The 15,768-nt window shown below is 63.6% G+C and carries 13 protein-coding genes; 11 read left to right on the top strand and 2 right to left on the bottom strand.

Annotated elements, in window-relative coordinates:
• Nucleotides 1-2: 2 nt before the first annotated feature.
• Nucleotides 3-785 (top strand): SGNH/GDSL hydrolase family protein, encoded by a 783-nt coding sequence (locus ACZ1JW_RS07830; RefSeq protein ID WP_465142559.1) that lies wholly within the window; start codon nt 3-5, stop codon nt 783-785.
• Here the strand turns inward: ACZ1JW_RS07830 and ACZ1JW_RS07835 are convergent.
• Both ACZ1JW_RS07835 and ACZ1JW_RS07840 read right to left on the bottom strand, forming a co-directional pair.
• The gene (locus ACZ1JW_RS07835) at nt 707-5,110 is read right to left on the bottom strand and encodes a hypothetical protein (RefSeq protein ID WP_465142560.1); all 4,404 of its coding nucleotides are present in this window, start codon (nt 5,108-5,110) and stop codon (nt 707-709) included. The two genes, ACZ1JW_RS07830 and ACZ1JW_RS07835, sit on opposite strands and share 79 nt — an antisense overlap.
• A complete protein-coding gene (locus tag ACZ1JW_RS07840) occupies nt 5,110-5,379 on the bottom strand; it encodes a spike base protein, RCAP_Rcc01079 family (RefSeq protein ID WP_465142561.1) in 270 nt (89 codons plus the stop codon). The genes ACZ1JW_RS07835 and ACZ1JW_RS07840 overlap by 1 nt, the downstream gene beginning before the upstream one ends.
• A 300-nt stretch (nt 5,380-5,679) precedes the next feature.
• Here ACZ1JW_RS07840 and ACZ1JW_RS07845 point away from each other — a divergent pair, with 300 nt between their 5' ends.
• From ACZ1JW_RS07845 to ACZ1JW_RS07890, 10 genes are all read left to right on the top strand, one after another.
• Nucleotides 5,680-5,922: an acyl carrier protein gene (locus ACZ1JW_RS07845; protein ID WP_465142562.1), complete on the top strand. Its 243-nt coding sequence runs from the start codon at nt 5,680-5,682 to the stop codon at nt 5,920-5,922.
• Between the two features lie 40 nt (nt 5,923-5,962).
• A complete protein-coding gene (locus ACZ1JW_RS07850; protein ID WP_465142563.1) occupies nt 5,963-7,879 on the top strand; it encodes an HAD-IIIC family phosphatase in 1,917 nt (638 codons plus the stop codon).
• Nucleotides 7,880-7,919: 40 nt separating this feature from the next.
• Nucleotides 7,920-8,855, top strand: a complete 936-nt coding sequence (locus tag ACZ1JW_RS07855; RefSeq protein WP_465142564.1) for a class I SAM-dependent methyltransferase — start codon at nt 7,920-7,922, stop codon at nt 8,853-8,855.
• A gap of 18 nt (nt 8,856-8,873) precedes the next feature.
• A complete protein-coding gene (locus ACZ1JW_RS07860) occupies nt 8,874-10,427 on the top strand; it encodes an MBOAT family O-acyltransferase (RefSeq protein WP_465142565.1) in 1,554 nt (517 codons plus the stop codon).
• 38 nt (nt 10,428-10,465) lie between these two features.
• Nucleotides 10,466-11,503 carry a hypothetical protein gene (locus ACZ1JW_RS07865; protein WP_465142566.1) on the top strand — a complete coding sequence of 346 codons (1,038 nt, stop codon included), beginning with the start codon at nt 10,466-10,468 and terminating at the stop codon, nt 11,501-11,503.
• A gap of 2 nt (nt 11,504-11,505) precedes the next feature.
• Nucleotides 11,506-11,910: a VOC family protein gene (locus ACZ1JW_RS07870; protein ID WP_465142567.1), complete on the top strand. Its 405-nt coding sequence runs from the start codon at nt 11,506-11,508 to the stop codon at nt 11,908-11,910.
• Complete coding sequence (locus ACZ1JW_RS07875) at nt 11,901-13,034, top strand: acyltransferase family protein (protein WP_465142568.1); 1,134 nt, start codon at nt 11,901-11,903, stop codon at nt 13,032-13,034. The genes ACZ1JW_RS07870 and ACZ1JW_RS07875 overlap by 10 nt, the downstream gene beginning before the upstream one ends.
• A 115-nt stretch (nt 13,035-13,149) precedes the next feature.
• Nucleotides 13,150-13,986 carry a 2OG-Fe(II) oxygenase gene (locus ACZ1JW_RS07880; protein WP_465142569.1) on the top strand — a complete coding sequence of 279 codons (837 nt, stop codon included), beginning with the start codon at nt 13,150-13,152 and terminating at the stop codon, nt 13,984-13,986.
• A gap of 200 nt (nt 13,987-14,186) precedes the next feature.
• Nucleotides 14,187-15,434 (top strand): hypothetical protein, encoded by a 1,248-nt coding sequence (locus ACZ1JW_RS07885; RefSeq protein ID WP_465142570.1) that lies wholly within the window; start codon nt 14,187-14,189, stop codon nt 15,432-15,434.
• 75 nt (nt 15,435-15,509) lie between these two features.
• A complete protein-coding gene (locus ACZ1JW_RS07890; RefSeq protein WP_465142571.1) occupies nt 15,510-15,761 on the top strand; it encodes a hypothetical protein in 252 nt (83 codons plus the stop codon).
• The last annotated feature ends 7 nt before the right edge of the window (nt 15,762-15,768 follow it).

Here is a 15,768-nt window from a genome sequence, read left to right on the forward strand (position 1 = left end):
CCGTGCGAGCGCGCCGGATCGCAGGCCTTGCGGCGGTGGTTCTGGCGCTGGCGGGTGGCGCGGCTGCGTGGACCGGCGAAGTACCGCGCTGGTCTTTCGGCGGCACGCGCATGGTCCTGCCGGACCTGCTGGCGGCAGAGCCTTCCACTCCGATTCCGTTGCCGCAGCAAGGCGTGATCCTGTTCGTCGGCGACAGCAACACCGCCGGTTCGAAGATCGGCGGGTCAGCCTTCGCCTATCCCGCAGCCTTCGCCAAAGCACTGCCGTCGGACCTTCCGATAAGGGTACATGCGTTTGGCGGAGCAACGGTGGCTGACTTGCTGCAGCGCCCGCTCCCCCAAAAAAGCGTCGCGCTTGCCTTCGTCATGCTCGGCACCAATGATGCGGCAACGCGCGGCTGGCTGTCAGAAAAGAAGCGCGTCCCGGTGGAAACCTACCGCAGCAATCTTACCCAACTCTCCCAGCGCTTGCATGAAACCGGCGCCCGCGTGGTGATCCTTGCGCCGCCCCCGGTCGGCAGCGCCGCCATGGCCCGCCGTCTCGCGCCGTACCGCCTTGTCGCAAAGGAAGTGGCCCACGCCACGTCGAGTGACTTCCGCGATTCGGCTGCAGCGTTCCTGCCCAACCCGCAGGCCGCATACCTGCAATACGACGCGCTCCACCTGACGCCAGAGGCCCAGCGCGAACTGGGCCTCTGGCTTATAAGTCAGACGACGAGCGCGTCCGAGACCGGCAGTTCCAGCACCGGGAAGCCAAGTCCGCCATCGGCCTCGCACCCGTCGTAGAGACTGCCCTTGTAGTGCGCGTTCAGCTCTTCGGCTGTGCCGTAGCTGAACGGCCCGCCGCGCAAGTAGCTGATCCGCGCACCCGCAGGCCAGGCCCCGCTCTGCAACGAGAGTGTCACCGTATCGGGCGCGGTGATCGTCGCGGTGATCCCGCTGCGCGACCAGGTCGTGCCCCCGTTGGTCGAGAACTCGAACCCCGTCACCGCACGTCCGTCCTGCGTGCGCAAGGCCCCGCCATTGGGCAGCACCGCCCTGATCGTCAGCGAGGTGCGCCCCGGCGCCATGACCACGGTTGCCTTGTCGAGCCGCGCATTGCCAGGTGACGGACTCATGCCCCGCGCGCGCAGATAGGTCTCGCCAATGCGCCTGCCGAGCCGCACCACGCCCTCGGGCAGGACCTGACTCTCGTGCGGCCCGCCAAGGTTTGCGTCGGGTCCCACCGTCGTTCCCGCCGCAAGGTTGTCGATCGCCATGTCGGTCACTGCCGGACCCACCGCGCAGATCGCAGGATTGGCCGCTGCCCATTGCAGTTGCCCGGCCTGCGCGCCACTGCGGTTGGTGCCAAAGTCATCCGCCGTCAGTGGCCCTGCGTTGGTCGTCGTCGCGCGGGTCGGCAGGCAGATGCCCAGCTTGTAGCCGGGTGCGTTGAGCGTGCCGTCGAACAGGCGGTAGTTCCCCGACATCGTTCCCGTGCCATGGACCACGCCATCAAGCAGCGTGGGATAGCTGCCGGCGTCGGCGGTGTACCATTGCCAGATCGGCACGCGGTCGGTGCCCGCCATCGCGGCCACTTCCACGTCCAGCGCCCACTGACGGCTGGTCGTCGCATCACGGATCCAGTCGAGAGCGCTGGTACCGGGAATGCATGTGTCGATCACGCACAGCGTCTGCCCGTTCGAGAAAGGCTCGATCCGGGAGGCGATTGCGGTCGGTCCGTTGAACGCATTGGTCATCTCCGGCTCGATCACGAACAGCTGCGGTCGCCCCGCCGTGCTGAAGCGCCTGACCGGCGAGGTCGTGGTATCCGCCGGGTCGGAACGCGACCCGATGTAGCCGCAGAACGATGTCCGCCCCGAAGGGGCCTGCGTCACGCCACCGGCATAGAGCATGATGTCGCACTGGCTCTGGCCGATCACGCTCAGCTTGTGTCCGCAGCCGATGCGGCTGTTCATGCGATAGACAACCGCAGGATCGCTCTCGCTCCACAGTTCCAGATGCCCCCAGCCGGCAAACGGCGGTACTGAAACGGCAACCGTCATCGTCGGTCCAGTCCCGTCCACTACGAACGGTGCAACAAGTGTCGCCCCGGCGGGAGAGACCACACGTGCATAGAGCGCTCCGTTGAGCCCGCTGCTGGTGCCTGTCAGCGTCACCGTGCCACTGGCCGCGCCATCCTTCGGGCAGATCACGTATCCGTCCGGAAGCCGATCGAAGTTCAGGAACTTGGTCGGTCGGTGATTGCTGGTGCCGCCGAGCGAGACTGTCCCGAACACTGTGCCAGCCCCAGTCGGGTCGCCAGTCGCAAAGGCAGTGAGTCCTGCAGTAACCGAGCTTTTCCCGCGATAGTCGCGCAACAGCGGGAACGCGGTGGCCCCGGCAAGGCTGGTCTGGATGTCAGCCCCCTCGGCAATGGCTTGCCAGATTGCATCACTGCCCGCTGTACCGTTGACGAAGCCATGAAACGCCACGGCCCCATCGAAGGCCCCGATCGGCGTTGCCATGGGGTCGAGCGTTCCGCCAACGCTCGCCACATCGCCCAGCAGGACGTGCGTGCCGCTTACCAGATTGAGTTGCGCCGTGGTGCTCGCCTGAGTTGCGCCGGCAATCTTGGCACTGCCCGGGCTATAGCTTGCGATCGCATAGCCCCCGCTGCCATTGCTGGTCACGACGAGCAGTTGCCAGCGGCTTCCGCGCGTCTGCACATCGACCGAAAGGTCGATCATGTCACCGGCTGTACCTCTCGAGCGCCAGCGGAATTCGTCATGCCGGGTTGTGTCGAAGTAATCATCGCCGTGATGGACAAGGCTGAAGGTCTGCCCCCCATTGCTGACGGCGTTGCCGAAGACGCGGGTCTCGCGGTTGACCTTCGTCCGCTCGTGCGGAACCTGCAACATGATGAAGAAGGCCCCAGGCGTGTCGAAGCGCAGCAGCGGTTGCGTAGCGAGTCCGGCTGATGGATAGGCAATATGGCCGCCGCGCCCCGCGTACTGCCGGTTGAATGGCGGGAACTGCACGCAGCCGGTCGGAGACCCGGTTGGAAGAAGCGCCGGGATCGCCTCCATGGTTTCCGACCCGGCCACGTCGAGCGCCGGGCGCGTCTTGCCGCTTCGGTCATAGGCCAGGACGGGGGCCCTTTGCGTGGCAAACAGCGCGCTACGGGCAGTAAAGTCGCCGCTCGCGCTGCTGCGGAAGACCTGCTCCTGCGTTCCGCCGCCAAAGGTGCCGGTGCCGATGGAACCACCGGTGGCACCGGCCTGCAGGTGGTTGTCGCGAACAATGCCAGTGTTCGTCTGCGTCCCCGCCCAGCTGATGTCGCGGAACGAATTGTTGGCGATCAGGCACCAGGCATCGGGCACCAAGGACTGGTCCCCCCGGAGCGCGAGCGCCTGCGAAGCAAAGCTGTTGTGCGCCACCACGACGTGGCTCTTGGCGTGAGCCAATTGGCTGCTGATCGCCGTGAAGTTGTTGTACGGACCGGTAAGCTTCTTGTTCTCGAACGCGTTGTTGAAGACGAGGAAGTCGCGCGCGCCGCCGGTCGCGGTGAGGAACACGTCCTGCGCCACCAGCCCGGTCGAGATGTTGTTGGCCAGCACGCAGTTCTCGGCGATCTGACCGATGTTCTGCTGGTGCCAGTCGCCGTGCACGTCGAACATCGTCACGATCTGCAGCGTCGTGCCCTTCACGTTCTGCGCAGTGAAGGCGCCGCCTTTCGCACCCGCTACCGAACAGGCTGCAGCGCGGCGGGTGTCGTCCAGCACCGTGGCGGAAAAGCCCACGTCCAGCCCGTTCAGCCAGGCCGCCACATGGCTGACAAGGTAGTTGCCGCTTGCCTGCTGTGCTTCGCTGGTACCAACGGTGAAAGATGCACTGTTCGCGCCCCACCGCGCGGTAAAGGTCCGCGATGCCGCTTCGTTGGCTCCCGCCAGCTCGATCGTGGCGGTGGCTTCGGCCCCTGAATAGGTGACGTTCATTGCCGGAACGTCGTTGAGCCAGAAAGACGCATCCCAGTCCGAAGAGCTGGTATGCACCACACAGGCCGCATCGCTGACGATGTCGTGATAACCATTGCGGAACGTGCAGCCGCGCACGAGGCTCGCGCCGTTGGCAACGTTGGGCAGCCCGTCGGTGGTGCACTCTGTGAACCATGCGGCGTTGCGTACGATCTGCGAAAGCTTGCGCGGGGCATTGCGCCACGGCGCGTCTCGCCCGGCGGAATTGATCAGCGTGATTCCGTCGAGCCAGTGCTGCCGCCCGCTCGCGTTCTCCTGGTAGATGTTCGAGATCCAGCGCGCGTCTATCGTAATGTTGGACCCGCGAAAGCGCATGCCGTCGTAGCGCGTGCGAATGGTGGCCGCGGCGTCGGTGGTGAGCGAAGGCTTCGCGATGACCGTTGGCTGGTCGGCCACGATCGTGCAGTAGCCCTTGCCCTGATAGGTGGTTGTCGGACCCTGTCCGATGTCGATCGTGCCGCCGCCCTTGATCGTGATCAGCGGATTGTCGGCGCCAACCGAGGCGAGGTAAGCCAGCGCCTGCGCCACGCTCGGGTACCGGCTGCCCGCTACCAGCGTCTGCGATGGCTCTACCGTCACCGACCGGTCGAACTCCTGCGCCGCCGGATAGAACCGGTACGGCCCCATGACCCTGCGCTGCATCGTTGGATCACGCGGGATCGCCTCGAAATAGACGTTGGCGTCCCCCGTCCGGCCATCATGCACGAGCTGCGCCCACCAGCCAAAGCAGGTCCGCTTCACCCCGTTGGCATCGCGATAGGTGCGGTATGTCGGCTCGGTCACCGTGACCGCGGTGCCTTCATAGTGCACCACCAGTCCCGCAAGCCCCATCGTCTGGCGCAACGAGCCATTGTCATTGGCCCCGGCGATCACGCCAACAACAAGCCCGCTGGCAAAGTACTGGTCCGGGGGTACGAGCAGCCGCATCGCGGGCTTGGCCGTTGTCCGCACCGGATCGGTCGGAACGCTGGCAAAGCCGCTTCCGGCCACACCGCTCCACGCCGCCGAGGGGCGCAGCTTGGCTATCGCCATCGCGTTGTCCCGGCGCCCGCGCCTTCGCGCCATCCGGCCGAAGCCGTAGCCGAACCCCGCCATCAGACCAGGCCCACCATGTCGAGTGCCGTCGTCCCGGCCGCCAATACCGCCCGCGCGCGTACATCCAGCACCGATCCCGACGCCAGGTTGAAGAAGGTCACCGGGGTCGACCCGCGCAGCGGCAGCAGCCGAACGTCGCCGCCCTGTCCGACGAAGATCGCCTTGGTGACCTTGGGCAGGTCGTTCTGGTCGCTTGGCTGGATAACGAAGCAGTCCTCGGCGGGCGAGGTGAGGCTGTTGGCCGCGTTGGCAAAGATATCGTCCACCATGATGAGCTCCCGAATAAGAACATAAGAGGAACATTGCGCTATCATGGCTGCTGTTTTGTAGGAAAGTTGATTCTTCACTCGTGTTCGCACGCGCGCCCGAGTGGGTGTTTCAGCAAGATTTCACCGCCAAATGCTTGAGATTGTGGCAGTGTGCGTGCCGTCACATCGCAGCGATGTCATTCATGCTGCAGTTGCGAATGTCGCCGAACGGCACTATGCACATATGCGTATCTCTTTATGTGGTGACTCGTTTTGCAGCCAAGGTAGGCAAAGCGGGCATACAGGACGAAGAAGGATCAGATGGAACGTTCCGCAATCATCGAGCAGCTGACCGAAATCATGATCGACGTCTTCGACCTTGATGAGCTGGAATACACCGACGAACTCAGCGCCGCCGATGTCGAGGAGTGGGACAGCCTGTCCAACATCCGCTTCATGGTCGCGTTGGAAAAGGCGTTCGGTTTCCGCTTGTCCAACAGCGAGATCGAAAGCCTCGACAACGTCGGGCAGATGGTGGACCTGATCGAGCAAAAGCTCGCGTGATCGCGGGCGTGGGGCACCACTTGAACAGGGCCGCACGATAATGGCCGATGTGCTTTCCCTGCCCTGGTTGCTTCCGGCTCCGGGCGATTTCCGCACCCGTGTCCGCAGCCTGAAGTCCGCCGAGGCGGTCTCCACCGCAGATCTCGTCTCGCTTGCCGCTTATGGGCTCGACCTCTCGCAGCTGGGTTCGCTCGGCAAGATCGTCGATGCCCGCCGCGATGCCTTGCGCGCCGAAGGCCGTTTGCGCCCGGTGCTGTTGGGCGTTGCTGCAACGCACACTGTCGATCTGGTGACCGAATCCCTGCCAGCCACCGCGCTGCGCCACGGTCTGCTCGTCGATACGGTGCAGACCGATTACGGCCAGCTGGCCCAGGCCGTGCTCGATCCCGCCTCGTCGCTCGCGCAGGCCAAGCCCGATTTCGTGCTGCTCGCATTGGATGCAGCAGCCCTCGGCCTTGCCCGCCCGCAGTTCGAAGCCGCCGCCGCGCACGAAGCGGTCCAGTCAGCGCTCGATTATGTCGCCTCGCTGCGCGATGGCGTGCGCAACAACATCGGCGCAGGCGTTGTCCTCCACACGCTGGCCACCCCTGCCGAAAGCCTGTTCGGCAGCTACGACGCCCGTGTCCCCGGCTCGGTCCGCTGGCTGATCGCGCGCTTCAACCAGCGCCTCGCCGAAGAGGTGGCCGACGACGCCGATCTCCTGCTCGACATGGCCGCGCTGGCTGAAACCGTGGGCCTTGCCCGCTGGCACGATCCGCTGCGCTGGCACGATGCCAAGCTGCCCTGCGCATTGGACGCGGTGCCGCTCTACGCCGATCACCTCTGTCGCCTGCTCGCCTCGGCGCGCGGGCTGTCGCGCAAGTGCCTCGTGCTCGATCTCGACAACACCCTGTGGGGCGGGATCATCGGTGACGATGGCGTCGATGGCATCAAGCTCGGCCAAGGCTCGGCCAAGGGCGAGGCGCACCTTGCCGTCCAGTCGCTCGCGCTCGATCTGCGCCGTCGCGGCATTATCCTCGCGGTCTGCTCCAAGAACGAGGAAGCCGCCGCGCTCATCCCGTTCCGCGAACATGACGAGATGGTGCTGAAGGAAGACCACATCTCCGTCTTCGTCGCCAACTGGACCGACAAGGCCACCAACCTCAAGGCCATCGCCCAGGCGCTCAACATCGGCACCGACGCGCTCGTCTTCCTCGATGACAACCCGGCCGAGCGCGAGCGCGTGCGGCAGGAACTGCCCGAAGTCGCCGTCCCCGAAGTGGGCGATGAACCTTCCGATTACGTCCGCCTGCTCTCGCTCGCCGGATACTTCGAGGCCGTCGCCTTCAACGACGAGGACCGCAAGCGCGCCGACATGTATCAGGCCAACGCCCAGCGCGCCTCGGCCCTGCAAAAGGTCGGCAATCTTGACGAGTATCTCGCCTCGCTCGACATGGAATGCACCATCGCGCCGTTCGACGATCTTGGCCGTGCGCGCATTGCGCAGCTGATCAACAAGTCGAACCAGTTCAACCTGACCACGCGCCGCTACACCGAAGCCGATGTCGCCGCGATTCAGGCCGATCCCGACAAGTTCACCATGCAGGTCCGCCTGGTTGACCGCTTCGGCGACAACGGCATGATCTCGGTCGTGATCTTCGATCGCGCTGCCGAATCATGGCACTGCGACACCTGGCTGATGAGCTGCCGCGTCCTCGGCCGCCGCGTCGAAGAGGCCGTCCTTGCTCACGTCGCAGCCGCTGCCCAGGCAGCAGGCGCCACGCGCCTGACCGGCGAATACATCCCGACGCCGAAGAACGTGCTCGTCGAAAAGCACTTCGAAAAGCTCGGCTTTACCCAGACCGGCGAACGTGAAGGTGGGGGTACGCTGTGGACGCTGGACCTCGCCGAATACAATGCGCCCGACCTGCCCATGCAGATCGAGGCCAAGGCCGACAGCCAGACCGTTCCCGCCTGATCTTGTGCCAGCCAGACCCGATGAAGGACGAGACTTCCTGATGAACACCGAGTTCCAGCAACTTCTCGAAGGCCGTCCCGCACTGCAGAAGCTTGTGCAACTCGTGGTCGATGTCTGGCCCGAGCACGAGAGCTTCCTGCTCACCAGCTTCAAGTCGCGCACGCCCGATCTGCTCGATACCAGCGAAGCCATGGCCGATGTCGTGCTGCGCCTTGCTGCGGGCCGCGAAGAACAGGTCGCCAAGGACTATGTCTGGCTCTGCGAACAGATCCGCGAAGAAGAGATCAACTTCGCCCGCACCGACGCCTACCGTTACTCGACCTTCGCCGAGACCAACGCCAACGTCTATTCCGACGATGCGTTCATGGAACGCTACATGCACGGCCTGCTCTACAGTCACGTGCTGTGGTACATGCACGTCTCCAGCCTGCACTTCTTCCGCCAGCGCCTCGCCGCGCGCGTCAAGCCCGGCGGCAAGGTCATGGAAGTCGGCTCGGGCCACGGCTTGCTGATCTATCTGACGCTGGTCGAACTCGGCATGGCCGAAGCCGTGGCATGGGACATCAGCGAGATCTCGCTGGCCCAAACCCGCCACGCCCTCGAATCGCTCGGCACGGCTGACCGCGCGCGCTACGCCATCCAGGACATGCACAAGGTCGAGCCCGACGCCGAGAAGTTCGACCTGATCATCCTCAGCCACCTGCTCGAACACCTCGAAGACCCGGTTGACGCGCTGCAGAAGCTTCGCAATGCCGTGGCCAAGGGCGGCTACCTCTTCGTCAACGTGCCGCTGAACGCACCGATGCCGGATCACCTCCAGCTGTTCCGCGATCCGGCAGACGTGATCAAGCTGCTCGAGGACGGCGGTTTCCGCACGCTGGAGATCGCCTCGCACACCACGCAGGCGCTGCCGCTGCCCAAGGCGCTCAAGCGCAAGATTGCGGTGACCTGTTCGGTCATTGCCGAACCCGCCTGATAGGGCGCGGGGGGCAAGGTGCAGTTCAACTCCGTCGAATACATTCTGGTTTTCCTGCCGCTGCTGCTGCTGGCCTATCACGGGCTCGCGGCGCGGCTCGGCACGGTGTTCCGGCAGGTCCTGCTGATCGCGGCCACGCTGGTGTTCTATGCCTGGGGCGGGGCGAAGCTCCTGCCGCTGCTGCTCGGCTCCATCGTGCTCAACTATGTCGCCGCGCTGATCATCGAGAAGACTGCGACCACGCCGGCACGCCAGCACGTCCTGCTGCTGCTTGCGGTGACGGCCAACATCGTCTTCCTCGGCTACTTCAAGTATCTCAATTTCCTCGCAGACATCTGGACGAGTCTGGCCGGTGGCACACTGCGGGTCGAACATATCGCGTTGCCTCTCGGCATCTCGTTCTTCACCTTCCAGCAGATCGGCTTCCTCGTCGAAGTCAGCCGCGGGCGGCAGGGTGCAGGCAAGCCGCTCGATTACGCGAGCTTCGTCCTGTTCTTCCCGCAAATTCTGGCAGGGCCGATCACCCAGTATGCCGAGATCGTGCCGCATTTGCGCGAACGCATGGCACGCGGCACGGTCGCGCCTGCCATCCAGATCGGCCTTGCCCTCTTCGCCATCGGCCTGTTCAAGAAGACGGTCATCGCCGACACGCTGGCGCTTTACGCCTCGCCAGCGTTTGAGGCTGCCCGAGGGGGCGGACCGCTCGGCTTCCTCGACACCTGGCTTTCGGCCTTCGCCTATACCGGCCAGGTCTATTTCGATTTCTCCGGCTATTCCGACATGGCCATCGGCACGGCGCGGATGTTCGGGCTGATCCTGCCCTTGAACTTCCACTCGCCGCTGCGCTCGCAGAGCGTGGTCGAAATCTGGCGGCGCTGGCACGTCACGCTTGGCCGCTGGATTCAGGCTTACGTCTTCCAGCCGATCTCGATCCCGCTCGCCCGCCGCGCAGCGATGGGCGGTTATGGCAAGTGGGGCACGCACGCGCTTTCGGTCGTCGCGCCGACGATGATCTCGATGCTGATCGTCGGGGTATGGCACGGTGCGGGCTGGCCCTTCGTCGTGTTCGGCCTGATGCAGGGCACCTACATGTCGGTCAACGAAACATGGACCGCGATCCGGCGCAAGGCCCGCAAGGGCCGCAAGGGGCCACGCGCGTTCTGGAAGGTCGCGCTCTCGCGCCTCGCCACTACGCTGGCCTTTGTGCTCTCGATCATTCCTTTCGGCCAGCCGACGATGGCCGCGGCCAACCGCATGTTTGCTGCCATGGTCGGGGCAGGGGACGGCTTCCTGGTCGCCTCGCCGGAATGGCCGCTCGGCACTGGGGCTGCCTTCGTGATCGTCGGGCTGATCTACGCCTCGCTGTTCGTCATGCCCAATTCCAACCAGATCATGGACCGCTTCGAACCTGTACTCGAATGGTCCAAGCGCTGGCGCAAGCTTGATCCGGCGGGCGACAGGCTGGTCTGGAAAATGACTCCCGGCTGGGCGATCCTGACTGGCGTCACCCTGTTCCTCGGCTTTGCCTTCATCATGCGAGGCACCGCCAAGTTCATCTACTTCAACTTCTGATGGTGTCGCCCGTGAGCCCTGAAGCTTCAGCACCGGAAATGCCATCACCACGGTCCTCGCCGCAGATCGCGCTGGTCCTTGCCACCTTCCTCGCGCTCTGCTTCGGCACGACGCTGCTGCCGCACGATCCCTATATCCGCTATCAGCAGCTGGCCAAGACGATCCAGTTCCCCGCCGTCTGGGGCTACGAGCGCATTGCCTTCGATCCTACGCCGGTAGACGTCGCCATCGTCGGCAACTCGCGCCTGCAAGCCTCTGTCAGCGCGCCGCAGCTTCAACAGGAACTGTCGCAGAAGCTCGGGAAACCGGTCCACGTCGCAAATTTCTCGATGCCGCAGGAAGGGCGCAACGCGCACTATGCGATCGTCCGTAACCTGCTCGAACACCGCCCGGAAGTGAAGCTGATCGTCCTCTCGGCCATCGAACAGATGCCGCGTGACGGGCACCCCGCCTTCCGCAACATCGCCGAGCCAGAGGACATCGCCGAAGCGCCGGTGCTGATCAACCGCGATTACCTCAAGGACCTCGCGCAGGTTCCCTTCCGCCAGATGTCGCTGTTCGTGCAGACGCAGTTCCCCGCCGCGTTTGGTCTGTCGCCGCAATGGCGCCGCGAGGGTTATTTCGGTACCGGCTACGACACCACTGCCAGCTTCAAGAGCCCGACCGGCAACTTCGTCGACCGTGACTCCGTGATCCCCGCCAAGGATCTTATCGGCCCGGCCCGCGAACGCGCAGAATCGATCACCCCGCCAGTCCTGCCAGAATCCGCCGCCGACATCGAGTTCGCCGGTGAGCGCTTCTACACCACCGAGATTGCCGAACTTGCCCGCGCCAAAGGCGTGCGCATCGCCTTCCTCTACGCGCCGATCTACCACTACCCGATGCCGCTGCAGGACCAGTCGTTTTATGAGGCCATCGGGCCGGTCCTTCAGGAAAAGTTTCTGTCCGACCACTCGGACTGGTACTCGGACTACGGCCATCTCAACCGTCGCGGCGCGGTGCAGGCGACCTCGGCGCTTGCCGATTTCATCGCCGGTCAGGGCTTGTTGGGTAAAGCGGAAAAGCAAGGAAAATGACCATGTTCAGCCGCTACAAACTCCACCACGTCGGTGTCGTCATGCCCTCGATCGAGGACGCCGAGGCGCACATGAAGCTGTTCGGCCTCGTGGAAGATTATCGTGGTTACGTAGACCCTTGGCACTGCTGGTGCATCTTCGCCACGCCCGGCGATGGCGGCACGGCGGTCGAACTTGTCGTGGCTGACGAGGGCCCGCTGCTCAAGTTCAACAAGGGTATCGGCGGCGTCCATCACTTTGCCTACGAGATCGAGGACTTTGCCGAAGTCGCCAAGTGGTGCGAGGCCAATGACTTGCGTCTGCTCGAACCCGCGCCGATCAAGGGCGCGGGCGATTTCTGGTGCAACTTCATCCACCCGGTCTCGACCCGCGGCATCCAGATCGAATTCGTCCAGCCGTGGAAGTGAAAGCGCCCTATCCGGCGGACATCCGCTCGCTCACCTCGCTGCGCTATCTCGCGGCGATCTGGGTCGTGCTGTTCCACTGGACGAGCTACTTTCCCGAATCCCTTCTGCGCAACGCACCGCTGGTCCGCGAGGGGTTCCTCGGCGTTGACTTTTTCTTTGTCCTGTCGGGGTTTATCCTGTGCCACGTGTATCTCGCCCGGCAGGCTGAGGGACGGCTGGACTACTGGAATTTCGTCAGCCGCCGCATCGCCCGCATCTACCCGATGCACGTGCTGACGCTGGTGGCGATGATCGCTTTCGGCGTGATCGCGCACCGCTACCACCTGACGTTCGCAGGTCCCTGGATTCCCGACGAATTCTTCGCGCTCGGCTCAGGCGAGGTGCCGCGCGAGGTGATGGCCCAGCTCCTCCTGATCCACGCCTGGGGCGGCTCGGACGGACTGCATTTCAACGCGCCGTCATGGTCTATCAGCGCGGAATTGTTCGCTTATCTGATGTTCCCGCTGTTCACCTACGGCCTCCACCGCGCGGGCAAGCGACCTGCAGTGGCGCTGGCAGGGGTTATCCTGCTGATTTTGCTTTATTCCTTGGGCATGGAGAAGGCCGCGCATCGCGAAGTGTTCGAAATGACATGGAACATCGGCGTCCTGCGCATCATTCCGGACTTTCTCTACGGCGTGGCGCTCTATCGGCTGGGCACCTCGTGGAGTGCCGGACGCACAGGCTCTGCCCTGCTTCTGCTCGCCGGAGTTGCCGCCGTGCTTGCCGGAGTTGCCCTGGAGTTGCCCTTCTGCCTCGTCGTGTTGGAATTGGGCGTGGTGATCCTCGCCTGCGCCGATGCGGAGCGTTGCGGGCTGCTCAAACCGATGAAGACCGACTTTGCGGTCCTGCTCGGCGAGGTCTCCTACTCGGTCTACATGCTGCACTTCCCCTTCGGCATCGCCCTGTTCGGGCTTGTGTTGAAAGACCATCTCGACGTCGGCCTTGCCGGAGAGATCGGCCTGCTGGCCGTAGGCATGACCGGCGTGACGCTGCTGGCATGGGCCGCGCATCGCTGGTTCGAGATCCCTGCCCGCAACTGGCTCAATGCGGGGGCCTCGGCGGTCATGGCGCGATGGAAGTGAATTCCGGAATGACGCATTTGCTTACGCCGCAGTGCAGCAAAGCCTTGTTCCGGGGCGACAAGTCCAATACCCTGAGCTCGATCCCTCAGACCCTGAATCCTATGAGGCACACAACATGAGCGTCCTTGAACTTCATGACCGCGGGGGACTTTACGCGTTCGACGAGGCCGAGTGCACCGAAGCCGGCAAGCAGCTGGCCGAGCGCTACCAGTCGGCCCAGCCCTTTCCGCACATCGCGATCGACGATTTCGTCCCCAAGTCCGTCCTGCACGAGGTCCTGGCCGAGTTCCCTTCGAGCGATGGCCACGAATTCTTCGACCGCGATCAGGAGCGGTACAAGTACCAGTACCACCCGCAGGAATGCGGCCCGCGCGTGCGCAATCTGCTCGCCGAGCTGAACAGCCAGGCGTTCCTCTCGTTCCTGTCGAGCATGACCGGGATCAAGGGCCTGATCGCCGACCCCTACTACCTCGGTGGCGGCCTGCACGAGACCAAGCGCGGCGGCCACCTTGGCGTTCATGCAGACTTCAACATCCACAACAAGATGAAGCTGCAGCGCCGCCTCAACCTGCTGATCTACCTCAACGACGACTGGGACGAGTCCTGGGGCGGCCACCTCGAGCTGTGGGACCGCGAGATGAAGGGCTGCACCGAAAAGGTCGCCCCGCTGATCGGCCGCGCGGTGCTGTTCAACACCGACCTCGACAGCTTCCACGGCCACCCCGATCCGCTGGCCTGCCCGCCCGAGCGCTCGCGCCGCTCGATCGCGACCTACTACTACACTGCGCCGCCTGAAGGCGTGGCCAACCTGCCGAAGCGCACCACGGTGTTCAAGGAGCGCCCGGGTTCGCCCGACAAGACCGACTGGAAGGTGCGCGCGCAGCACTTCTGGAAGGACTGGGCACCGCCTGCAGTGCAGCGCATGGTCTCTTCGTCCGCGAAAGCGGATTGAGGCCCTCGCGCGAATGACATTTCGTCGCCGAGGCTGGCTATCCGATCCCCGTACGGGGGCCGGTAGCCAGCCGGTGGCAGACGCTCTATAGGTGACGGATGACTCCAGCGCGGACCATTTCAGCAAGCCCAAGACCAGACCCCGCCGGTCGCCCGAGCATGCGGGACAGGCGCGAGGCATGGGCACAGCACCGCAAGGAGATGACCCGCCTCATTCTGGCCAAGGCCGACTGGGTTCCGGTCCTGATTTTCGCTTCGATCTTGCTGACGCCTGAAGCGCGCATTGATCTTGGTGGCTTCCAGCTTTATCCATATCGCTTGACGCTTTTCGCATCGCTACCTGTGATGATGATCCGCGTCGGGCGCGAACCTATCCGGATCGGCTTTCTCGACCTATGCATGTTCGCGTCCGCAACATTGATGTTCATATCAACGGGCGTTCATTACGAAACGGATGTCGCATTCAAGACCGGCGGCTCCAATATGATGGACATGATGCTGGCCTATCTCGCAGGCCGCATTTTTTTCCGCTCGGCGCTTGATGTTCGACGGTTTCTCTACCGCGTCAGCCCGCTTGTGATCGCAATTGCAGCTCTGATGGCCATCGAGAGCATTTCTCACAGGTATTTGTTGCGACCTTTTGTCGGGGCCATAACTGGCAGATCGCCCGCTGCTGCGCTTGCACGAATGTACGAAATTCGGTTGGGTTTGCTCCGGGCAACGGGGCCGTTCATGCATCCCATCGCCGCGGGAATTTTCTTCGGCTCGTTGGCTCCGTTATTCATCGCGGCCGATTTGCCCAAGCGCCGCTGGATGGGTGTCATCGGTTGCATTGGTGGCATCTTCGGATGGAGCTCGGCAGGCATCGTGGCTATCGCCTCCGGCATCGGCTTCGGCATTTACGACTTCATACAAAAGCGCCTTAAGATGGGCTGGGGTCCCGTACTTCTGGGGATTTTCTTGGCTTGCGTGTCGATAGAAATGCTTTCGCAGGGCGGTTTGCTTCGGTTTATCATTCGATATGGTGCGCTTAATCCGGCTACCGGCTATTTCCGCTTGGCAATCTGGGAGTACGGTTCGGCAGCTGTGGCAAAGTCACCGTGGGCTGGCATAGGTTTTTTCGCAACCTACGAGCGCCCTTCGTGGATGCACACAGATAGCGTCGATAACTATTGGCTGCTGCATGCCATGAGGTATGGAGTGCCTAGCATGGCCCTGATGGTGATTGGTGTATTTGGCACCATCCTGCGGCTTGGCAGGTCTAGGCAAGGACCAGAGTACGGTTCTTACACGAATCGCCGGATGGCGACCGGAGTCTGCATTTCTCTGTCTGTCGCGTACGTGTTCCTGCTGACCTCCGCGCCTTGGGGCGCAGATATGGCATGGCTTGTGATGCTGGTTGGTGTGGCGGCAGGTATGGTGGACAAGCTGCCTTTCAAAGAGCGCTAACAGCCGCATTGGGGCCACTTGTGGTCGTTTGCGGTCGAAGAGCACTGTTATCTCACCACGGAGCGCAGCTTCCTGATGCCTCTGCTCGATAACCGGGTCATCCAGATCGGCGGCCTCCTGTCCTACGGCGCCTATCTCTGGCATGGCGAGGTTCTGCGAGTGTACGAACACTTCGGTCTGGATCTGCGCTCGGCTGGCCTGTCCGTTCGCGTCATCGCCATTCCGGCGGGTATCGCGCTGACGTTCCTGATCGCACACCTGAGCTATCAGGCTCTCGCCCGACCGGCGCTTCGTCTGCGCAGAAAGTTCGGTTCACACTCGGTCTGATCGGGCC

This window comes from Novosphingobium sp. BL-A-28-Hi1-0D, assembly GCF_055521755.1.